This window comes from Gallalistipes aquisgranensis (assembly GCF_014982715.1).
Taxonomy (GTDB): Bacteria; Bacteroidota; Bacteroidia; order Bacteroidales; family Rikenellaceae; genus Gallalistipes; species Gallalistipes aquisgranensis.
The window spans coordinates 1,325,970-1,347,853 of sequence record NZ_JADCJY010000001.1 but is presented as its reverse complement, the minus strand read 5'-3'; the positions used below and the strand labels follow the sequence as shown (position 1 = coordinate 1,347,853).

Annotated in this window: 18 protein-coding genes; 7 read left to right on the top strand and 11 right to left on the bottom strand. The window is 57.1% G+C overall.

The genetic code is table 11. The annotated features are described in order from the left end of the window. Positions 1-29 precede the first annotated feature (29 nt). The 3 genes from aroQ to INF32_RS05345 all read left to right on the top strand — a co-directional run bounded on the left by aroQ (position 30) and on the right by INF32_RS05345 (position 3,500). On the top strand, positions 30-446 hold the full coding sequence (aroQ, locus tag INF32_RS05355) for a type II 3-dehydroquinate dehydratase (protein WP_226387332.1): 417 nt from the start codon (positions 30-32) through the stop codon (positions 444-446). Positions 447-464: 18 nt separating this feature from the next. Further along, entirely contained in the window at positions 465-1,916 is a 1,452-nt protein-coding gene (pyk, locus tag INF32_RS05350; RefSeq protein ID WP_226387331.1) for a pyruvate kinase, read from the top strand. 138 nt (positions 1,917-2,054) lie between these two features. Further along, positions 2,055-3,500, top strand: a complete 1,446-nt coding sequence (locus tag INF32_RS05345) for a lipopolysaccharide biosynthesis protein (protein WP_226387330.1) — start codon at positions 2,055-2,057, stop codon at positions 3,498-3,500. Between the two features lie 3 nt (positions 3,501-3,503). On the opposite strand, the gene buk is transcribed toward INF32_RS05345, so the two are convergent. The 6 genes from buk to crcB form a co-directional block, all read right to left on the bottom strand. Continuing rightward, a complete protein-coding gene (buk, locus tag INF32_RS05340; protein ID WP_226387329.1) occupies positions 3,504-4,568 on the bottom strand; it encodes a butyrate kinase in 1,065 nt (354 codons plus the stop codon). Beyond that, positions 4,565-5,488, bottom strand: a complete 924-nt coding sequence (locus INF32_RS05335; RefSeq protein WP_226387328.1) for a phosphate acyltransferase — start codon at positions 5,486-5,488, stop codon at positions 4,565-4,567. The genes buk and INF32_RS05335 overlap by 4 nt, the downstream gene beginning before the upstream one ends. 132 nt (positions 5,489-5,620) lie before the next feature. Then, entirely contained in the window at positions 5,621-6,001 is a 381-nt protein-coding gene (locus INF32_RS05330; RefSeq protein WP_226387327.1) for an MmcQ/YjbR family DNA-binding protein, read from the bottom strand. Between the two features lie 189 nt (positions 6,002-6,190). Further along, a complete protein-coding gene (locus tag INF32_RS05325; RefSeq protein ID WP_226387326.1) occupies positions 6,191-7,408 on the bottom strand; it encodes an acetate/propionate family kinase in 1,218 nt (405 codons plus the stop codon). 31 nt (positions 7,409-7,439) lie between these two features. Further along, positions 7,440-8,441 carry a phosphate acetyltransferase gene (gene pta, locus INF32_RS05320; RefSeq protein WP_226387325.1) on the bottom strand — a complete coding sequence of 334 codons (1,002 nt, stop codon included), beginning with the start codon at positions 8,439-8,441 and terminating at the stop codon, positions 7,440-7,442. Between the two features lie 14 nt (positions 8,442-8,455). Beyond that, positions 8,456-8,827, bottom strand: coding sequence for a fluoride efflux transporter CrcB (crcB, locus tag INF32_RS05315; RefSeq protein WP_226387324.1), 372 nt, complete (start codon positions 8,825-8,827; stop codon positions 8,456-8,458). A 193-nt stretch (positions 8,828-9,020) separates the two neighbouring features. On the opposite strand from crcB, the gene INF32_RS05310 reads away from it, so the two are divergent. Then, a complete protein-coding gene (locus INF32_RS05310) occupies positions 9,021-9,899 on the top strand; it encodes a hypothetical protein (protein WP_226387323.1) in 879 nt (292 codons plus the stop codon). 3 nt (positions 9,900-9,902) lie between these two features. Here the strand turns inward: INF32_RS05310 and INF32_RS05305 are convergent, their stop codons facing one another. Next, the gene (locus tag INF32_RS05305; RefSeq protein ID WP_226387322.1) at positions 9,903-10,565 is read right to left on the bottom strand and encodes a response regulator transcription factor; all 663 of its coding nucleotides are present in this window, start codon (positions 10,563-10,565) and stop codon (positions 9,903-9,905) included. A gap of 214 nt (positions 10,566-10,779) precedes the next feature. Between INF32_RS05305 and INF32_RS05300 the strand changes: the two genes are divergently transcribed. Genes INF32_RS05300 through yidC form a run of 3 tightly spaced genes read left to right on the top strand, consistent with a single transcriptional unit; the run spans position 10,780 to position 16,595 of the window. Further along, positions 10,780-13,011: a DUF349 domain-containing protein gene (locus tag INF32_RS05300; protein WP_226388110.1), complete on the top strand. Its 2,232-nt coding sequence runs from the start codon at positions 10,780-10,782 to the stop codon at positions 13,009-13,011. 8 nt (positions 13,012-13,019) lie between these two features. Continuing rightward, positions 13,020-14,657, top strand: coding sequence for a CTP synthase (locus tag INF32_RS05295; RefSeq protein WP_226387321.1), 1,638 nt, complete (start codon positions 13,020-13,022; stop codon positions 14,655-14,657). Between the two features lie 33 nt (positions 14,658-14,690). Further along, positions 14,691-16,595 carry a membrane protein insertase YidC gene (gene yidC, locus INF32_RS05290; RefSeq protein ID WP_226387320.1) on the top strand — a complete coding sequence of 635 codons (1,905 nt, stop codon included), beginning with the start codon at positions 14,691-14,693 and terminating at the stop codon, positions 16,593-16,595. Between the two features lie 837 nt (positions 16,596-17,432). On the opposite strand, the gene INF32_RS05285 is transcribed toward yidC, so the two are convergent. The 4 genes from INF32_RS05285 to INF32_RS05270 all read right to left on the bottom strand — a co-directional run bounded on the left by INF32_RS05285 (position 17,433) and on the right by INF32_RS05270 (position 21,846). After that, positions 17,433-17,981, bottom strand: coding sequence for an OmpH family outer membrane protein (locus tag INF32_RS05285; protein WP_226387319.1), 549 nt, complete (start codon positions 17,979-17,981; stop codon positions 17,433-17,435). A gap of 41 nt (positions 17,982-18,022) precedes the next feature. After that, entirely contained in the window at positions 18,023-18,547 is a 525-nt protein-coding gene (locus tag INF32_RS05280; RefSeq protein WP_226387318.1) for an OmpH family outer membrane protein, read from the bottom strand. Positions 18,548-18,565: 18 nt separating this feature from the next. Then, the gene (bamA, locus tag INF32_RS05275) at positions 18,566-20,974 is read right to left on the bottom strand and encodes an outer membrane protein assembly factor BamA (protein ID WP_226388109.1); all 2,409 of its coding nucleotides are present in this window, start codon (positions 20,972-20,974) and stop codon (positions 18,566-18,568) included. A 137-nt stretch (positions 20,975-21,111) separates the two neighbouring features. Next, on the bottom strand, positions 21,112-21,846 hold the full coding sequence (locus INF32_RS05270) for an isoprenyl transferase (protein WP_226387317.1): 735 nt from the start codon (positions 21,844-21,846) through the stop codon (positions 21,112-21,114). Between the last annotated feature and the right edge of the window lie 38 nt (positions 21,847-21,884).

Here is a 21,884-nt window from a genome sequence, read left to right as displayed (position 1 = left end):
CTTTTGTAACGGATTTTAACCTGCCGATTATGAAAGTGCTGATTATGAACGGGCCCAACCTCAATCTGCTGGGCAAGCGCGAACCCGCGGTCTATGGCCGGGAGGGATTCGCTTCCTACCTCGAAAAGTTGAAGGCCCGTTTTCCCGACGTGGAGATCGACTACTTCCAGTCCAATATCGAAGGGGAGCTGGTGACCGCCATCCAGCAGGCCGACGGCCGTTACGATGCGGTGGTGCTCAATGCGGGGGCCTATACCCACACGTCGGTGGCCATTGCCGACGCCATCGGGGCCGTAGACCTCCCGGTCGTGGAGGTGCACATCTCCTGCACGCTGGCCCGCGAGAGTTTCCGTCACGTTTCGCTGATCGCTCCCAAATGCAAGGGGACGATCATGGGCTTCGGCCTGGACTCCTACCGTCTCGGCATACTTAGTGTAATAGAATAAGGGATTTTATATTGATTTATGAACAAAAAGACTAAAATCGTCGCCACCGTTTCCGACAAGCGGTGTGACGTCGAATTCATCCAGTCGCTCTACGAGGCGGGTATGAACGCCGTGCGGATCAACTCGGCCCATGTGACGCCCGAGAGCGCATCGAAGATCGTGGACAACGTCCGCCAGGTTTCCGAACAGATCGCCATCATCATCGACACGAAAGGCCCCGAAATCCGTCTGACGGGGATGACCGATGAATATGCCAACGGAATCGCGGTCGCCGCCGGCGACATCGTGCGCGTGATGGGGACGGACGAGGACCTGAAATCCACGCCGGAGGTCATCTACATGAACGACGCTTCGATCTTCAACGACGTGCCTACGGGTGCGGCGATTCTGATCGACGACGGCGAACTGGAGATGGAGGTGGTCGAGAAGAAGGATAAGACGCTGATCTGCCAGGTGAAGAACGGCGGGGTGCTGAAGCCCCGCAAGAGCGTGAACGTGCCGGGCGTGAAGATCGACCTACCCTCCGTGACCGAAAAGGACCGCCGGTTCATCGAGTGGGCCATCGAGAAGGACCTCGATTTCATCGCCCATTCGTTCGTCCGCAAAAAGGAGGACGTGATGGAGGTCAAACGCATCATCAAGGCTCACAACAGCCCGATCCGCATCATTTCGAAGATCGAGAACCGCGAGGGTGTGGACAATATCGATGAGATTCTGGAAGCCACCTACGGGGTGATGGTCGCCCGCGGCGACCTGGGGGTGGAGATTCCTGCCGAGCAGATTCCCATCACGCAGCGCTATATCGTCAAGAAGTGCATCGAGAGCAAGACGCCGGTGATCATCGCCACCCAGATGCTCCACTCGATGATCTCCAATCCCCGGCCTACTCGTGCCGAGGTGAGCGACATCGCCAGCGCCATTTATCAGCGGGTCGATGCCGTGATGCTGAGCGGCGAGACGGCCAACGGCGACTATCCCGTGGAGGCCGTGAGCACGATGGCCCGCGTGGCGGTGGAGATCGAACGCGACACGATCAACAATGCTCCCAACCTCGACCTGAACATGGTGCGCATCAACAACGAAATCACGGCCCAGCTTTCGCGGTCGGCCGTACGGGCGTGCCAGAACCTGCCGGTCAAGGCGATCGTGATCGACACCCTTTCGGGCCGGACGGGCCGTTATCTTTCGGCTTTCCGGGGTCAGAAGCCCGTCTATGCCGTCTGCTACCGCAAGAGCGTGATGCGCCAGCTGGCCATCTCCTACGGGGTGTATGCCATCCACCGCGAGCCGGCCGAGAATCACGACAGCTTTCTGTTGAGCATCCTCTACTATCTGGAGGACAAGAAGTGGCTCTACAAGGAGGACCTGATCGTGGTCATCGGAGGCAGTTTCGGGGCCGCCAAAGGTGCCTCGTTCATGGAGATCGGCAACGTGCTCAATCTGGAACACAAGGCGCTCAATCTGCGTTAGGGGAGACGGAAAATTCCCTGCCCGGCCGGATAAATACGGAGAAAGACCCGCGACACTCTGCCGCGGGTCTCTTTTTTTCAGTATCTTTGTCTGCGGTTTCCGCTGAGCGGGGGCAGGAAACACTTTTTCCGACGGAATATGGAGCTTAAAAAACAGGTGGTACGGGGCGTGGTCTGGACGATGGTAGACCGGGGCGGCTCGATGGCGGTGCAGACGCTGGTGAGCATCCTGCTGGCCCGTCTGCTGGCTCCTTCGGCATTCGGTCTGATCAGTATGCTCACGGTCTTTTCGCTCGTATCCAACGTGTTCGTCGAGGGCGGTTTTACGCAGGCCCTGATCCGCAAGGAGCGGCCTACGCCGAGGGACTATACTTCGGTCTTCTGGCTGAACGTGGCAATGGGGCTGTTCATGTATCTTCTGTTGTGCGCTCTCGCCTGGCCGATCGCGTGTTTCTACGACCAGCCCGAACTGGTCCGGATCGCCCCGCTGCTCTTTCTGACCCTGCCGGTCAGTTCGCTCTGGATCACACACCAGACGGTGCTGACCAAGCGGTTCGATTTCCGGGTGATCGCCAAAATTTCGATCGTCTCTTTCATCGTTTCGGGCGGTGCGGCCGTCTGGATGGCTTTCGCCGGCTGGGGCGCCTGGGCGCTGGCCTGGCAGGCGGTGCTGATGAACACCACGAAGGCGGTGCTTTTCTGGTGCTGGAACCGCTGGCGCCCCACAGCGGGTTTTTCGATGGAGTCGCTGCGGGAACTGTTCGGGGCGAGTTCGCGGTTCTTTCTGACGGAGCTGATCAACCAGACGTTCCATAACGTGAGCCAGATGCTCGTGGCGCGGTTTTACAGCGTGACGCAGACCGGATACTATTCGCAGTCCCGCCGTCTGAAAGACCTTCCCTCGGCCTCGCTCAGCGTGGCGATCATGAACGTCACCTTTCCGGCCCTTTCCGCCTTGCAGAACGATCGGGAAAAACTTCGGGAGGGCAGCCGCAAGGTCATTGCCGTGATGGCTTTCCTGCTTTACCCGGTGATGGTGGGGATGCTGGTCACGGCTCCGGAACTTTTCGCGGTGGTGCTGACCGACAAGTGGATGCCGGCCGTGCCTTATTTCCAGATATTCTGTCTGACCACGCTGACCTTGCCGCTGACCAACGTGTTGCAGAATGTGCTGAAGGTGTGCGGCCGTACGCAGCTCATTCTCAACATCGAGATCGTGCGCAAAGCCTTCGCCGCCCTCGTGATCGCCTGCACGCTGCCTGTCAGCGTGCAGGCCGTGATCTGGGGACAGCTGCTCTACATGACGGTCGACATGGCGATCAATATGTACTATGCCAGCCGTTTGGTCGAATACCGCATGACCGTGCAGCTGCGCGATCTGGCTCCCGTAGCTCTGCTGACATTCGCCATGTGGGCCGGGGTGACGGCGGTGGGAATGCTGGCGGCTCCCGTGCTGACACTGGGTTGGTTGCTCGCGGTGAAAATAACGGCGGGCGCCGCGATCTATCTCGGGGGCGCCCGCCTGTTCCGTCTGGCGGCCTGGAACGAGACGTACGAGATCGTCCGGGGACTGCTCGGCCGCTGATTCCTATCGGTACACCTTCGCCTCTTCTTCTCCGTTCATGACGCGCAGGGCATTGGAGGCGAGCGCTTCCAGTTCGTTTTCGCCGGCCATCACCACCACGGGGGCCAGGAACGACACCTGTTCCGTGATTCTGTGACAAACCCATTGGCTGTGGGCGATCCCCCCCGTGAGAATAATCGCATCGGCTTCCCCTTCCAGCACCACGGCCATCGCCCCGATCCATTTGGCCACTCCGTAACACATGGCTTCCATCGCTATCCGGGCCTTTTCGTCGCCCCGTTCGAGGCGTGACACCGCTTCTCGCGTGTCGTTGGTGCCGAGCAGGGCGACCAGTCCGCCCCGGCCGCAGAGCATTTTTTCGACCTCGGCACGTGTGTACCTGCCGCTGAAGCAGAGATCGGCCAATGTGGCCGAAGGGATGCTGCCGGCCCGTTCGGGCGAGAGAGGGCCGTCGCCGTCCAGCGCGTTGTTCACGTCGATCACCTCTCCGAGGCGGTGGGCCCCCACGGAGATGCCGCCCCCCAGGTGGGCGACGACGAGGTTCATCTCTTCGTATTTCCGGCCCACCTTTTTTGCGTAGGCACGGGCTATGGCTTTCTGGTTGAGCGCATGGAAAATCGAGATGCGTTCGGCTCCAGGAAGACCGCAGACACGGGCCACGGGCTGCAATTCGTCTACCACTACCGGATCGGCAATAAAGGCGCGTGCCCCGGCTTCCCGGGCGATCTCCCGGGCGATCAGTCCGCCCAGGTTCGAGGCGTGTTCCCCCACGGGGCTGTGGCGCAGGTCTCGTTCGAGCGCATCGTTCACTTCATAGACGCCCGAGGGGATCGGGCGCACCAGTCCTCCCCGGCCGATCACGGCGTCGAGCGAACGGATGTCTATGCGGGATTCGGACAGGGCGTCGAGGATGAGCCGTTTGCGGAAGTCGAACTGGTCCATGACACTCTTGAATGCGGACAGTTCCTCTGCGGAGTGGCGCAGAGTCAGCTCCAATAGTGGGGCGGTGTTGTCGAACAGGGCCACCTTCGTGGAGGTGGAACCGGGATTGATTGCCAGTATTTTCATCTGTCGGATCGTTCTTGTCGGGCCGAGAGGCAGGCCAGTGCGATGGAGTAGAGTTTAGAGGTTTTCGTGTCGCCGCGCGAGGTGAGCACGCAGGGGACTTTCGTGCCGACCACCATGCCGGCCAGTTCGGCACCGCACAGTTTGGTGGCGGATTTGAAGAAGACGTTGGCCGAGTCGATGTTGGGGAAAAGCAGGCAGTCCGGGTCGCCGGCCACAAGACTTCCTTTCAGTTTTTTCACTTCGGCCACCTCGCGGAACAGGGCGACGTCGAGGGCCAGCGGACCGTCGATCACCACGTCGCCGAACTGTCCCCGGTCGCCCATTTTGGCGATGAGGGCGGCCTCCACGCTCGACGTCACGTTGGGCAGCAGCTGTTCGCTCGGGGCGATGCAGGCGATCTTGGGCCGTTCGACACCCAGCGACCGGGCCGTTTCCGTCAGGTAGCGGACCAGCTTCTGTTTCTGGCCCAGGTCGGGATAGGGAATCACGGCGACGTCCGTAACGGTGAGCAGTTTGTGGTATTGAGGCAGTTGAAGCACCGCCACATGGCTCAGTACGCCTTTCGGCGGGACCAGTCCGAATTCCTTGTTGAGAATGCCCCGCATGTATTTGTCGGTCGAGACGAGCCCTTTCATCAGGACGTCTCCTTCCCCTTCGCTCACCATGCGGACGGCCTTTTGCACGCATTTCACGTCGCTGCTTTCGGAAATGACGGTGAATTTGCCCGGGTCGATCCCTTCCTGGCGGCATACCCGCTCTATTTCGGCCGGATCGCCCAACAGCGTGGCTTCAGCGATACCCATGTCCACGGCTTCGCTTACCGATTCCAGTGTGTGTGCATCCTGTGCATAGGCTACCACGAGCCTTTTGCGTCCCCTGCTGCGGACAGTCTCCACGATGTCCTTCAATTCCCTGATCATACTGTTATCGTTTTAATCGTTTTTGGTTACAGAAATATTGTTTGTTGCCCTGCTAAGTTATAAATTGTTTGCGGAATATGAAATACCCGGGTGAAAATCTTCGATGACGGAAGGCAGAAAACAGGAAGGTGTCTATGACTGTGCCTGCTGTATGCTTTCCCGCTCCCGCCGGGGCAGGCTGCGGAGCACCGTTTCGTAGGAGTTTTTCACGAGCTCCAGGATTTTCCCGTCCGGTACGTCCCGGTTGAAATGGATGCTGATCCAGTGGCGTTTGTTCATGTGCCAGCCGGGCTTTATACCCATGTACCGGGCCTGTAATTCGTAGATCCGGTCGGTCGGGCATTTGACGCAACAGAAATCGAACGCTTCGATATTCACGAAGCAAAACCATTTGTCTCCCACATAGAAGCAGAGTACATCCCGACTGTACCGGTCGGAAACATGTGTGAACGGCATCTTTTCCCGGACACCTTTCAGCGAAAGGCAATATTCCCTGAACTCTTCGACATTCATAACGCTTTGGGGGTTCTGTGAATTCCGGTGTAAAAATAGGGATTTTGCCCCAATGTTGATCGCGGCCGTGTGAAGGCGGCGGGGATATTTCCGGAAAAATAAAAAGTTTCCCGCGTTACGCGGGAAACTTTTTGACATATATTTTCTGACGGTTTTCCCGCCACGTAGGATTCGCGGGGTAAAACCACTCTACTCCGAGCGCTTTTTCAGCAGGCGGAAGGTGTCCGAAGCGATCACCAGCTCTTCGTTGGTGGATATGACGGCCACTTTTACTTTCGAGGCGGGCTTCGACAGAATCCGGTCCTTGCCGCGTACTCCGGCGTTGGCCTCCTTGTCGAACTCCACGCCCATGAACTCCAGTCCGCTGCAAACGGATTCCCGGAACTCGGGACCGTTCTCTCCCACGCCGCCCGTGAAGACGATCAGGTCGACACCGCCCATCTCCGCCGTATAGGCTCCGATGAACTTCTTCACGCGTTCGTTGTACATTTCGTGGGCCAGTCTGGCGCGCTCGTCGCCCTTTGCGACGGCAGCTTCGATGTCGCGCATGTCCGACGAAATTCCCGTCAGACCCAACATGCCGGACTGTTTGTTGATCATGTCGCTCAGCTTCGAAAGACTCATCTCCTCCTTGCCGGCGATGTAGATCAGCGCGCCCGGATCGACCTCTCCCGTGCGGGTGCCCATGATGAGGCCGTCCACGGGCGTGAAGCCCATCGACGTGTCATACGACTTGCCGTTCAGAATGGCCGTCACCGACGCGCCGTTGCCGATGTGGCAGGTGATGATGCGCGAATGGTCGTAGTCCACTCCCGTCAGTTCGCATGCCTTGCGGGCCACGAACTTGTGGCTTGTGCCGTGGAAGCCGTAGCGGCGGACGCGGTATTGTTCATAGTATTTGTACGGCAGGGCGTACAGGAAGTTCTTGGCGGGCATCGACTGGTGGAACGAGGTGTCGAACACGGCCACCTGCGGAACGCCCGGCAGAATGTTTTCGATGGCCATGATGCCCTTCATGTTGGCCGGATTGTGGAGCGGGGCCAGTTCGAAACAGCTTTCGATCTTTTTGATGACCTCTTTGTCCACCACGGCGCTGTCGGGGAAGTATTCGCCGCCGTGCGCTACGCGGTGACCCACGGCGCCCAGTTCGTTGAGCGATCCGATCACGCCGTGTTCGGGATCGGTGATGGTCGAGAGGATCAGGTTGATACCCGTCGTGTGGTCGGGAATGCTCTTGACCAGTTCGAATTTCTCCTTGTCGGCCGGTTTGTGGGTCAGGATGCCGTCCGTGAGACCGATCCGTTCCACCTGTCCTTTGGCCAGCAGGCGGTTTTCGGTGGCCGACTTCATGTCGATCACCTGGTATTTGATCGAGGATGAACCGCAGTTCAATACGAGGATAATCATGATTCTGTGTCTATTGCGTTAACCGTTTTTGTTATTTGGCAGAAGCCTGGCAGGAGGTGATGGCGATCAGGCCGACAATGTCGTCCACCGAGCAACCCCGCGAAAGGTCGTTGATCGGGGCGGCCATACCCTGCAGTACGGGACCGATCGCTTCGGCATGGGCCATGCGCTGTACCAGTTTATAGGAGATATTGCCCACTTCGAGGGTGGGGAAGACCAATACGTTGGCCTTCCCGGCGATGGCGCTTCCGGGGGCCTTCTTGGCGCCGATGCCGGGAATGATGGCGGCGTCGGCCTGGAGTTCTCCGTCGATTTGCAGCGAGGGGTCCATCTCCTTGGCCAGGCGGGTGGCTTCGACCACCTTGTCCACCATTTCGTTCTTGGCCGAACCTTTGGTCGAGAAACTGAGCATGGCGATGCGGGGTTCGAAACCGGCGATGGCACGGGTCGTGCGGCCCGTCATCACGGCGATCTGGGCCAGCTCTTCGGCCGTGGGGTTGGGATGGACGGCGCAGTCGGCGAAGACCATCATGCCCTCCTCGCCGAACATCTTGTCGGGAATGATCATGATGAAGGCGCCCGACACCACGCTTACGCCCGGAAGGGTCTTCACGTATTGGAATGCCGGACGCAGTACGTCGCCCGTGGCGTTGTCGGCTCCGGCCACTTCGCCGTCGGCGTCGCCCGCCTTGACCATGATCGCACCCAGGTAGAGAGGGTCTTCGATCAGCTTGGCCGCCTGTTCGGGCGTGAGGCCCTTCGCGGCACGCAGTTTGAGCATCAGGTCAATGTATTCCTGTTTCTTGGGGTTGTTTTTCGGATCGACAATGGTCGCCTTGCCGATGTGCTCCAGGTAATACTCCGATGCAAGATGACGGATTTCGTCCGGGTTGCCGATCAGAATGATCTCTGCGAGCCCTTCCTTCAGGACGATGTCGGCGGCCTTGATAGTCCGCTCTTCGGTGCCTTCGGGCAGCACGATGCGCTGCATTTGCCGTTTGGCTTTCTCTTTGACTTGTTCGATAAAGTTCATGACTGCGAATATTTTTACGATATTGTCTTTTCTCCGACCAGAAGCCCTGCCCAGACCATGACGGCGCAGAGCGCTACGCTCGCGGCGATATAGAGCAGGCTTTGCAGGTAGTGGGCGCTGCGGATCATCTGCACCACCTCGGCCGAGAAGGTCGAAAAGGTGGTGAACCCGCCGCAGAAACCTACCACGCAGAGGTAGTACCATCCGCTGCGGTCGAGCAGGGCCAGCAGCAGCCCGATAAGCAGGGAGCCGGCCGCATTGACCGTGAACGTTCCCAGCGGTAACGAAAAAGGAGCGTGCAGGGTGGCCATGGCTCCCGAAACCAGATAGCGGGAGACGCTTCCCGCGAATCCGCCGATACCTACCAACAATGCTTCCCGTAACATTTTCCGGACTTGAATTTCGTCATGCAAAAGTAATCTTTTTGCCCCGAATGCCCAAAGATTTAATCCTTTTCTTACTGTTATAATGTGAACAGCCGCCCGGTCGGCGGGAGGCGGCGATTTTGCGGCGGAAAAAGTTGTCTGTCCGGAAATATTTTCGTAATTTCAGTCTGTAAAACCGATGAGCCTTGCCTGTATGAAAATTCGATTCATTCTCTGTCTGTTTCTGTTCGTGGAAACGGCATTTCTTGCCGGGGCACAGGAGCCGGTCGCTTCTGCGCGGAACGTCTCGTTCGAAGGGCGGGGGTACGACAGTTTCGGCCGATGGATAACCGATAACCTGACCTGTTCGGGGTTTACGTTCAATACGGCTTTCCGTTCCGCGTACGAAGAAGATCGTATCAACCGTTACTACCAGCCGGCCCTGTTTCTGTATACGGATACGGTGGCGCAGCATTTCCGGTTGCAGACCGACGTGCTGATCGACCGGGGAGGGCATGTGAAGGGGACGTCGGTCACGGGTTCCGACAACGCCGTGCTGTTGCAGTGCGTGGACCGGCTGTTGCGGAAATTGCCCCCGTGGTGGAAGTTCGAACGGAAGGGAATGGAAAAAGGCGAAATGGTCGTGGTCCGTACGCCGCTGGAATTCACCCTGCCGGGACACTTCGTGGTGATGGATCACGGTCCCCTTTACAACCGTCTGCTGCCCAACATGCGGTTCGACCGGATGAGGGCTTCGCTCGACTGGTATTTCAACGCGCTGGCCGATGCCGTCTACAATTACAATACACACCGCGGGGGCATGAGTGCCGTGAAGGGGCAGCTGTTGCTGCAGTTCGTCATCGACACCGAGGGCAGGATGGTCGCACAGGTTCCGGTGAACCGGCTCACCGACGACGTGGATTTCGGCGTGTTCCTCTACAAGGAACGGAACCCGGGACGGAACGGGTTGCTTTCGGGCGATCTGCGATGGGTGCCGGCGCAGGTGAACGGCAAGCCCGTGTCCGTGCGGGTCGATGCCGTCATCGACTACGATACGGGCACCTACCGGTGGAACTGTTTTCTGATGCGGTGAACTCTAATCCTCGTATTTGTATCCTACGCCTTTGACGGTGACGATGTGGTCGTCGCCGATCTTTTCGCGCAATTTGCGGATGTGTACGTCGATGGTACGGTCGCCCACGACCACGTCGCTGCCCCATACGCTCGAGAATATCTCCTCGCGGGTGAACACCTTCTGAGGTTTGGAGTAGAGCAGGGCCAGCAGGTTGAACTCCTTGCGCGGCAGGACGATCTGCTGTCCCTCCTTGACCACCAGGTAACGTTCCCGGTCCATCTGGAGGGCGCGTCCCGGTGCGGACTGGGTCCCCTCGACCCGTTTGAGCAGGGCTTTGATGCGGCTGACCAGCACCTTGACCCGGATCGGCTTGGTGATGTAGTCGTCGGCTCCGGCGTCGAAACCCGCGATCTGGGAGTAGTCTTCGCTGCGGGCCGTGAGGAACGCGATCATGGTGGCGGCGAGTTCCGGATGGGTGCGGATTTCCTGACAGGTTTCGATGCCGTCCATTTCGGGCATCATCACGTCGAGCAGGATCACGTGGGGGATCACTTCCAGCGCTTTCTGTACCGCTTCGCGGCCGTTGGAGGCCGTGTAGACCGTATAGCCCTCCTTGTTGAGATTGTAGCTGATGAATTCCAGAATGTCGGGCTCGTCGTCCACGAGCAGGATGCGATAGCTCATAATTGCGGTTCGATGTCGGTTTCCGTTGCAAAATAAGGGTTTTAATTTTAATTTATCGTTAAATGGGCGGCGAATCCGAATTTATTTTCCTCCGGATGCGGGACTGCGGGCTTCCGGGGCGCTTTTTTGCACGGAATGTTAGGCGGTTTCTAAAAAATGCCCTACATTTGTAGATTGCCTGCCTGTTGGCGGCACCGTTATAATAGAATGTATGATGGCTACTGAAAATCAACTCAACGAATCTGTTCCCGAGGAACAAGTCAGCCCGGCTGAAGATGTGAACCCGATCCCGCCCACGGCCGAACCTGCCGCTGAAGAACCCGAAAAGGAGGCTGCCCTCTCCGCAGAGCCCGAGACCGGGGAGGTTGCGGGGGCCGTATGCGCGGAGGAACCCAGGCCCGCCCGTGCGCGCACGACTGCCGCGAAAGTGGCGGAAGCCAGGGCCGTGCAGGAGAACGGCGACGGAGAGGCCCCGGAACCCCTCCGCAGACGTCCTGTGAAAACCGCCGCGGCTCTCGCGGAGTTGGTGGAGGGTGTCGTTGAGGCCAAGGTGCATTCCGCCGGGAACGTGCAGACCGGAACGGCTTCCGAAGAGGAGGACGGACCCATTACCACGACCGTCGATTTCTCGGACGAGGAGGCTCGGCTGGCCGCCGAGGCGCCGGAATTCGACTTGGGGGAAGAGAACCCCGAGCAGGAGGAGGCTGAGCCGGCGGAGGCCGCATCCGGGGCAGACTATTCGGGAATGGGAAAGGATGAGTTGCTCAAGGCGTTCGCCGGCCTGTTGGAAAGCCGGCCCGTGCAGACCCTGCGCAAGGATGCCGAAGCCATTAAGATAGCCTTTTACAAGATTCACCGTACGGAGGTCGAGGCTCTGCGCAAGGCGTTTCTCGAATCGGGCGGTGTGCCGGAGGACTTTGCCGCTCCCGCGGACGGAGCGGAACAGCGGTTGAAGGAGTTGTTCCTCGAGTATCGCCGCAAACGGGACGAGTTCGTAGCCACCATCGAACAGAAGAAGGAAGAGAATCTGAAGGCCAAACTGCAGATCATCGAGGAGTTGAAAGAGCTGGTGAACAGCAACGAGACGCTCAACCACACCTTTACGGCGTTCCGCGAGCTGCAACAGCGCTGGCGGGAGATCGGTCCCGTCCCGCAGGCCCAGGTCAAGGACCTGTGGGAGACCTACAACCTCCATGTCGAGAATTTCTATAATTTCATCAAGATCAACAAGGAGCTGCGCGACCTCGATCTGAAGAAGAACTACGAGGCCAAAATCCGGCTTTGCGAAGAGGCCGAGGCGCTGGTGCTGGAGCCTTCGGTCATCAACGCCTTCCACAAGTTGCAGAAACTGCACGAGCAGTGGAGGGAGACGGGGCCCGTGGCCAACGAGTTCAAGGAGAGCCTTTGGGAGCGGTTCAAGGAAGCCAGTTCGCGCATCAACAAGCAGCATCAGGAGTATTTCGAGCGTCTCAAGGAGGAGCAGAAGCGCAATTTCGACCTGAAAACGGAACTTTGCGTGAAGACCGAGGAGCTCGCCGCATCGCCGTTGACCACCCGCAAGGAGTGGAACAAGGCGTCCGACCAGCTGATCGAGATTCAGAAGGTGTGGAAAACCATCGGATACGCTCCCAAGAAAGAGAATTCCCGCGTTTACGAGCGGTTCCGCACGGCCTGCGACAGGTTTTTCGAGCAGAAACGCAATTTCTATCTTCAGATTAAGGCCGAGATGGAGCATAACCTCCAGCTCAAAAACGAGATATGCGAAGCTGCCGAGGCGCTGAAGGAGAGTACGGAGTGGAAGAAGACGACCGACGAGCTGATCGGCCTGCAGAAGAAATGGAAGGAGATCGGGCCCGTGTCGCGCCGCCATTCGGATGCCGTGTGGAAACGGTTCCGGGCCGCATGCGACTACTTCTTCGACCGCAAGCAGTCCCACTTCTCCACGCTCGATGCCGAGCACGACGACAATCTGAAAAGGAAACAGGAGTTGCTGGCCGAGATCGAGGCGTTCGACGTGAGCGGTATCACGTTCGATGCCATCAAGGAGTTCCAGCGGCGCTGGAGCGAAATCGGTTTCGTGCCCATCAAGCAGAAGGATGCCATCCAGAAGCGTTATAAAGAGGCTGTGGACGTGCTTTTCAATGCCCTGAGGGGTGGGGAGAAGGATCGTCAGATGGACCGTTTCCGCGGAAAGGTGGCCTCGATGAAGGGGGCCGGCGACAAGCGGCTGCGTTTCGAGCGCGACCGGCTCTACAACAAGGTGAAGCAGCTGGAAGCCGACATCGCCTTGCTGGAGAACAACATCGGCTTCTTTTCCAGATCGAAGAATGCTGAGGCGATGATCCGCGAGGTGGAGCACAAGATCGAGCGGGCCAAGGAGGAGATGGCTGCCGCCATTGAGAAAATTCATTTAATAGACAGTCAGGATAACGAAGAAACCAAGTAAAACGAATCATGTCAACCATCAGTAAGTCCAAACCCAAATACATCTTCGTCACCGGAGGCGTCGCGTCGTCTCTGGGCAAGGGAATCATTTCCGCCTCGCTGGCCAAGCTCCTGCAGGCCCGCGGTTACGAGGTAACCATCCAGAAGCTCGATCCGTATATCAATATCGACCCCGGTACGCTGAATCCCTATGAGCATGGCGAATGTTACGTCACGGAGGACGGTGCCGAGACCGACCTCGATCTGGGCCACTACGAGCGTTTCACCTCGATCCAAACCACGAAAGCCAACAACGTCACCACGGGCAAGATCTACCAGAGCGTCATCAACAAGGAGCGCCGCGGGGAGTATCTGGGCAAGACCGTGCAGGTGATTCCCCACATCACGGACGAGATCAAGCGGCGGATCAAATTGCTGGCCAGCAAAAAGATATACGATGTCATCATCACCGAAATCGGAGGAACCGTGGGTGACATCGAGTCGCTGCCTTACATCGAGGCGGTGCGTCAGCTGCGCTACGAACTGGGGTATCAGAACACGGCCATCGTCCATCTGACGCTGATTCCCTATCTTTCGGCTTCGGGCGAGCTGAAGACCAAACCCACGCAGCATTCCGTGAAGACGATGCTCGAGAACGGACTTCAGCCCGATGTCCTGGTCCTGCGCACGGAGAAGAAGCTCGGTCTCAACCTGCGGCGCAAGGTGGCTCTTTTCTGCAATGTGGATGCCAATGCCGTGATCGAGTCGATCGACGTGCCGACCATCTACGAGGTTCCTCTGCGCATGCGGGAACAGAAACTGGACGAGGTGGTGCTCGCCAAACTGGGTCTGAAGGTGGAGGGCGAGCCGGAGCTCAGCCGCTGGATCGAATTCGTGGACAAGGTGAAGAATCCCAAACAGACGGTGCATGTCGCGCTGGTGGGCAAGTACACCGAACTGCCCGATGCCTACAAGTCGATCGTGGAAGCTTTCATCCATGCCGGGGCGGCCAACCACGTGAAAGTGAAGCTGCAATATGTCAACTCGGAGAAACTCACGCCCGACACGATCGAATCCGTGCTCAAACCGATGTGCGGTATCCTGGTGGCGCCCGGTTTCGGACACCGCGGCATCGAGGGCAAGATCATGGCCGTGAAGTATGCCCGAGAGCACCGGATACCCTTCTTCGGTATCTGTCTGGGCATGCAGTGCTGCGTGATCGAATTCGCCCGCGACGTGCTGGGGTATGCCGATGCCAACTCCACGGAAATGGGCGCTACGGAGGCGCCTGTCATCGACCTGATGGAAGAGCAGAAGGGTGTGACGGAGAAGGGTGGCACGATGCGTCTGGGTGCCTATCCCTGCCATCTGATGCACGAGTCGAAGGCTTACGAGGCTTACGGGACCGATCAGATCGCCGAACGTCACCGCCACCGCTATGAATTCAACAACGATTATCTGGAAGAGTTCGTGCGGGCCGGCATGCGTCCCGTGGGCGTCAATCCCGACACCAATCTGGTGGAGGTAGTCGAACTGGAGGACCATCCCTGGTTCGTGGGGGTACAGTATCATCCCGAATACAAGAGTACGGTGCTCCGTCCCCATCCGCTGTTCGTGGCTTTCGTCAAGGCCGCCACGGAGTATTGCAATGCCCAGAAAAAGAAGTAAAATCCCCTTAAAGCAGAGTAAGATTCAGAGAGAATGGATAAGAAATCACTGATCGGATTAATAATAATAGGTGTCATCCTGTTCGGGTTTACGTGGTACAACTCCAAGCAGGCCGAAGAGTTCAACCGTCAGCAGGCCATAGCCGATTCGATCGCCCTCGCCCACAACGCACTGATTTCGGAGCCTGACAGCGCCGTTTTCGCGCAACAGCCCGCAGGGCCGGCCGGAGGAGGTCTGCCGGAGCAGAGCGCCGCTGTTTCTGCCGATTCGGCGCTGGCCCGTCATCTGGGACCTGCGCTGTATGCGGCGACCAAAGGAGAGGAACAGGTCTATACGATCGAGAACGACCTGATGAAAATATCGGTTTCCAACCGGGGCGGACGCGTCTCGTCGGTGGAACTGAAGGATTATAAGACCTATGCGGGCGATCCGCTGGTGCTTTTCGACGATTCGACGTCGGTATTCGACCTTTCGTTCTTTATCCGGGGCGATTACAACAACATGCAGGTCAACACCGGAGCCTATTACTTTACGACCGATGCTCCCCGGCAGATCGCTTTCGCCGAGGGAGAGGCCGAAAAGAGCCTTTCGATGCGGCTGTATGTCGATTCGGCGGCTTACGTGGAGTATCTCTACACGGTGAAGAAGGACAATTACATGATCGATTTCGATGTCCGTTTCGTCAATATGGCGAATCTGTTGTCGAACCAGTCCGACTTCGAAATCACCTGGGAGAACGTATCGCCTCAGAACGAAAAGGGTTTCGAGAACGAGAACAACTACACTACGATCGCCTATATGTATCCCGGCAGCGACGCTCTCGAGGAGTTGGGCATGTCGAAGGAGTCCAAATCGGAAAATGTGGACACGAAACTCAAATGGATCGCCTTCAAGCAGCAGTTCTTCTCCTCTGTGTTCGTGGCCGGCAAGGATTTCCAGAATGCGGCGGTCAGCTACGATACCTACCAGCCCGGATCGGGTAAGATCAAGAAGTTCTATGCCAAGATCGCCGTTCCGTTCAATCCCCAGAATGCGGACTATAACTTCCAGTTCTACTACGGTCCCAACAAGTATTCCACGCTCAAGAAATACGATATCGGCATCCAGAAGCTCGTGCCGCTGGGATGGGGAATTTTCGGCTGGGTGAACCGTTGGATCGTGATTCCCGTGTTCAACTTCCTGGGCGGATTTATCAGCAATTTCGGGGTCATCATTCTTTTGCTGACGATCTTCATCAAAATTCTGATTTCGCCGCTCACTTACAAGTCCTATCTGTCGACGGCCAAGATGCGTTTGCTCAAACCGGAGATGGATGCGATCAACGCCAAGTATCCCAAACAGGAGGATGCCATGAAAAAGCAGCAGGCCACGATGGAGCTCTACCGGAGGGCCGGAGTCAACCCGATGGGGGGATGTCTGCCGCTGTTGATCCAGTTCCCGATCCTGATCGCCATGTTCCGTTTCTTCCCGGCTTCGATCGAACTGAGGGGCGAGCATTTCCTTTGGGCGGACGACCTTTCGTCGTACGACAGCATTCTGAACCTGCCTTTCAATATCCCGTTCTACGGTGACCACGTCAGTCTGTTCGCCCTGCTGATGGCCCTGTCGGTCTTCATATCTTCGAAGATCAACTATACGCAGACGGCTTCGGCCGGGCCCCAGATGGCCGGCATGAAGTTCATGATGCTCTATATGATGCCTCTCATGCTGTTGCTGTGGTTCAACAACTACTCCAGTGGTCTGAGCTATTACTATCTTGTTTCGAATATCATCACGATCGGACAGACTTACGCTTTCCGCTATGCGGTGAACGATGAGAAACTGCATCGGAAGATGAAGGAGAACGCGAAGAAACCGGTCAAAAAAAGCAAATTCCAGCAGCGCTACGAGGAGGCCCTCAAGGCACAGCAGCAACAGGCCAGGAACCGGAAACGTTGACCGTATTTTCTTCCTGCTGCCGGTTCGGGGAGACGGACCGGGTTTCCGGAAGCCGGGAACTGTCCGCCCCGGCGGGGCTGCGGGAGATAACGATAGCGATTTTCAACCTATTTGCCCCTGCCGCAAAGTTTTGCGGCAGGGGCAAATGATTTTCTGTGATCTTCCCTTTTTCGTCATTTCTGCCGGAGTAAGGATCTGAGTCTCCTGCTCGGATTTGATGTGCCGTATTCGGCTTTATTCCGCTTTGATTTCAATCGGACCTCAAGCCGTTCCGCATCTGCGGTTCTTGGGGTTGCCACGAATGAAAGAAGGGGCATTCGGTTGCTTTCGGAGACATTCGTTTCAAGAACTCGGGATGATTCTTTTTATATTGTTTCCGGAAAATTGCGAGGTCGAACGGATTTCCATGCGGAAGAGTGGTCTCGCCCGATATTGATGAAAAGGACAATCAGCCCGTTTGGGTACCCCCGGAGGGCTGTGCAGATCGAAAATCCTCCAAGTTCGTTCCCATGACAGAGGGACCGAATCATGACGCCGGTCCATCGTATCCGCCAGGTTTCGGGTATGTCGGTCCATACGGTTGCGGGAGGCCGTTACAGATCGTATGGAACTCTTCACCGGACCGGTAAGCGAAATCATCGGGAAAGACCCTGAAACGTTCGGGATCGTAAGATCTGTCCGCTGTTTCCATTCGGTGTCCGAAGAAAAGCGAAAGAACGGATGAGGTCTTTTCGTTTCGATTTTGTCGTTCGGGAGAAGGTGCGATTTTTATTGAACACAGAAGCGGGCGCACCTTGAGGTGCGCCCGCTTCTGTGTTCGTTCGGACTGTCTGCGCCCTATTTCGCTGCCGGAGCGGGGGTTGCTGCCGGCTTGTCTACGATGCCGAGTTCTTTCTTTACCAGCGGCAGCACGTTGGTCAGCGTGGCCTCGTCGAAATAGGCCATCGCACCCGACGACTGATCGAATACCACGAGGAAGCCGTTGGCTTTGCTCACCTTTTTGATGGCGTTCTCCGCACGTTCAATGACCGGTCCCATCAGTTGGGCCTGCATCTTCTGTACGTCCTGCTGGGCCATTTGCTGAAACTCCTCGTAGCGGGTTTGCAAATCCTGCAGCTCTTTCTCCTTGAGCTGGCGAACCGCTTCGGTCAGCGTCGACATCGACTTCTGATACTCCTGGTATTTATTGTTGAATTCGACCTGTATCGACTCCAGCTGGGTTCCGAGTTCCTTGGTGTAATTCTGCAATTTCACCTGCGCGGAGTCGCGTTCGGGCATTGCCGCAATCAGCTCCTGCGTATTGATATAGCCGAACTTCTGTGCGAAAAGCGTTGTGCTGCACAGTACCAGGGCAGCTACAAGGGTTAGTCTGGATAACTTTCTCATAGAATAAAAGGTAAATTTAGATTAAGATATGTGTTCGTTGATTATTTTTTCGTCTGTGCCTCTTTGACCAGCGCGATGATCTCTTCTGTCCGGTCTACCTTCGGAGAATAATAGAGCAGGGTAGGATTGGTGGCTATGTCGATCACCAAGTCCAGCCCGTTGCTCTGCGCATATTGATTGATGACGGCGAAAACGGCATCCTGTACGGGTTTGACCAGTTCCACCCTTTTCTTCATCAACTCGCCCTGCGGGCCGAAAATGTCCTGCTGGTACTTTCCCACCTCTTTTTCCTTGCTGATGATGGCGTCCTCGCGGGTCTGACGGGCGCTCTCGGTCAGGTAGGGTTTCTGCGACTGGTAATCGTTATACATTTTTTCGATCGAAGCGTAGGCGTCGTCGATGTTTTTCTGGTATTGCTGCGAGAGTTTTTCGAGCGTACTCATGGCTGCCGTGTAGTCGGGCACGGTCTTGAAAATCTTTTCGGTATTGACCACTGCGTAGTTCTGTGCATAACCGGCAGCTGCGGCCAGCAGGCAGAAAACGGACAGGAAAATGACTTTTTTCATACGCGTAAACATTGGTTGTTAGAACTGCATTCCGATCATGAAGTGGAACTGCCCGCCCGATTTGGACGTGCTGCCCGCAGGACAGTCGAAGCCGTATCCCCAGTCCACGCCGATCATACCCACGATCGGCAGGTACATCCGCACGCCCGCACCCAGCGCTCGTTTGATAAGGAACGGATTGAAGCTTTTCCAGTCCTTGAAGGCATTACCGCCTTCCGCAAATACCAGACCATAAATCGTGGAACTGGGTTTGAGGATGAACGGGTAGCGGACCTCTACGGTGTACTTATTGTAGGCCCGGGCATAGTCGCCGGTCATCGAAGAAGGGGTGAGGCTTCCGTTTTCGTAACCGCGCATACCGATAATGTCCACACCGTATACGTTGTATCCCGACATGCCGTCGCCGCCGACGTCGAACCCTTCGAACGGCGAGGGTTTGTTTTTGTTGTACGCCCCGATGTATCCCATCTCAGCCTTGGCCATCAGCACGAGGTTGCTGTTGCGGCTCAGCGGATAGTACCACTGGCCCTTGAGCTGCCATTTGTGGTATTCGATCCAGCGATAGCGGGCATTTTCCGGCAGGTTCTTGTCTCCGTAATCCTTTCCGTCGAAGAGCGAATAGGGCGGTGTGAGGGTCAGGGCAATGGAGAAGTCGGAACCGCGGCGGGGATAGATCGGCTGGTCGACCGAGTTACGTCCGAATACCGTGCGCAGGGCGAAGATGTTGGAACTTCCGTTGCTGATGATGAAGTAGTCCCAGTCTTTCAGGTTGTAGGATTCGAACGACACCTCGTTGTAGAGCGTGAAATACTGGTCGGGCCAGGAGAGGCGGCGGCCGATACCCACGGCCAGGCCCATCGTGCGGAAGTGCTTGTTACCCGACTGCCACATATAGTAGGCGTCCGTTTCGTCCGAGTAGTGGGTGCTCACGGTGAGCGAGTTAGGCTTGCGTCCGCCCAGCCACGGCTCGGTGAAACTGATAGAGAACGACTTGTAGTACGAACCGTTGCTCTGGGCCCGTATCTGGAGCTGCTGGCTCTGTCCCTGGGGATAGGGACGCCATGCGCCCTTCTTGAAGAAGTTCTTGAGCGACAGGTTGTTGAGCTGAATGCCGATCGAGCCCACGAACATGCCGGCGCCCCAACCTCCCGAAACTTCGAACTTGTCGCTGGCCTGTTCTTCCAGCGGCCAAGAAATATCGACCAGCTCGTTCGACACGGGATTGATGCCCGGTTGCAGGGCCTCCGGGTTGAAATGCTGCATCTGCGAGAGCTGACGGATGGTACTCATCAGCAGCGACCGGTTGTAGAGCTCGCCCGGACGGGTATAGAGTTCGCGGCGGATCACCTCGTCGTTCACACGCATGTTTCCGCTGATGTTCACCTCGTTGATCGTAGCCTGCTTACCTTCGAATATCTTCAGTTCCAAGTCGATCGAGTCGTTGCCGATGATGGTTTCGGCCGGGTCGATCTGGAAGAAGAGGTATCCGTCGTTCTGGTAGAGCGAAGTGACGGACATGTCGTCGGGATTGGCTTCCTTGCCGATACCGAGCCGTTTCTGGAGCGTCTTCTTATCGTAGGCCTGTCCCTTTTCGATGCCGAGCATCCGTTGCAGTTCTTCGGTCTGGTACTTGCTGTTGCCCACCCACGAGACGTTGCGGAAGAAATATTTGTTCCCTTCGTCCACCTTGATTTTGACCCCGATCCGTTTGTCGTTGATATTGTAGATCGAGTCGCTGACGATGGTGGCGTTGCGGTAACCGCGTGCGTTGTAGAAGTCGATCAGGTTCTCCTTGTCCTCGGCGTACTCCTTGTCCTTGAGTTTGGAACCCTTCCAGAATTTCCAACTTTTCTTGTGGGTCTTTTTCAAGGCGCTCCGCAACCGTTTGTCGCTGAACACCGTATTCCCTTCGAAGGCCACGTCTCCGATCTTCACCTTCTTCCCCTTGTCGACCACGAACGTGACATTCACGGCATTCTGCATCATCGTGTCGTTGACGATCTTCGTGCTCACCTCCGCATTGCGGAAGCCCTTGTCGTAGAAGAAACGGCGGATCAGATCGGAGTTTTTCGTGATGACATAGTCCGACAGTTCCGTCCCCCGTTTGAGCTTGAGGTTTTCGGTGAGCTCCGTGATCTCTCCTTTGCGCGGACCGTCGAACAGCCACCGGTAGACCCGGGGGCGTTCCTTGAGGTAGATCTCCAGATTCACGCTGTCGCCCACCGGCTCGGCCACGATTTTCACGTCCGAGAAATAGCGCTGGCTCCACAGACGGTTGATCGCCTCCGAAATGTAGTTGCCCGGCAGATAGACCGTGTCCCCCTTCTGAAGCCCGGAGGAGGCGGTAAGGATATCCGTATCGTAGTACTTGACGCCGTTGACCTTGATTTTGTTGATGATATAGCGTTTGGGGGAGTTGTAGTCCATGATCGGCGCCTCGACCTTCACGGTCGTCGTGTCGGCTTTCGGTGCTGCGGACACTTTGGTGGTGTCGGTCTGCGCCAGTGACTGCAATCCCGCCAGGGTAAACAACAGCGTAAAGAGTCTGAATCCGTTTCTCATCGTTATTTTTCTCGTCTCTGTTTTGTGGTTAGTCCGTAGCGCCGCTCACGGCTCTGGTAGGAGCGGATCGCCTTGTCGAATTCGGCCTCTGTGAAGTCGGGCCAGTATATGTCGGTGAAGTAGAGTTCCGTGTACGCCAACTGCCAGAGCAGGAAATTGCTCAGCCTGCGTTCCCCGCTGGTGCGGATCAGCAGGTCCGGATCGGGCCATGCGGCGGTGGCCATGTGCCCGGCCACGGTCTGCTGGTCGATCTCCTCCGGGGCGATTTTCCCTTCGGCGGCCTCGCGGGCGATTCGTTGCGCCATGCGGGTGATCTCCCACCGCGAACTGTAATTGAGGGCCAGAATCAAGGTCAGCCTGTCGCCTGCCGAGGTTTCCCGTTCAATCAAAGAAAGGTGCTCCTGCACCTTCTCCGACATGCGGGAACGATCCCCGAGAATCTCCACGCGCACGCCCTGTTCGCACAGTTCCCGGCCTTCGTTCACGATGCTCTTGCACAACAGTTCCATGAGCGCTTCCACCTCCTGAACCGGACGTCCCCAGTTCTCCGTGGAGAAGGCGTAAAGCGTCAGATAGCGCACTCCGTTGCGCACGGAGGCACGCACTGCGTTGCGGACACTCTCCACCCCGTTCATGTGGCCGAAAATCCGCTCTTTACCGTGCTCTTCTGCCCATCGCCCGTTGCCGTCCATGATGATGGCCACGTGACGCGGTATGTTGCCTATGGATGTCTCCATGCCTTGAAAGAATACGCCGTTAAATGCGCAAATATAAC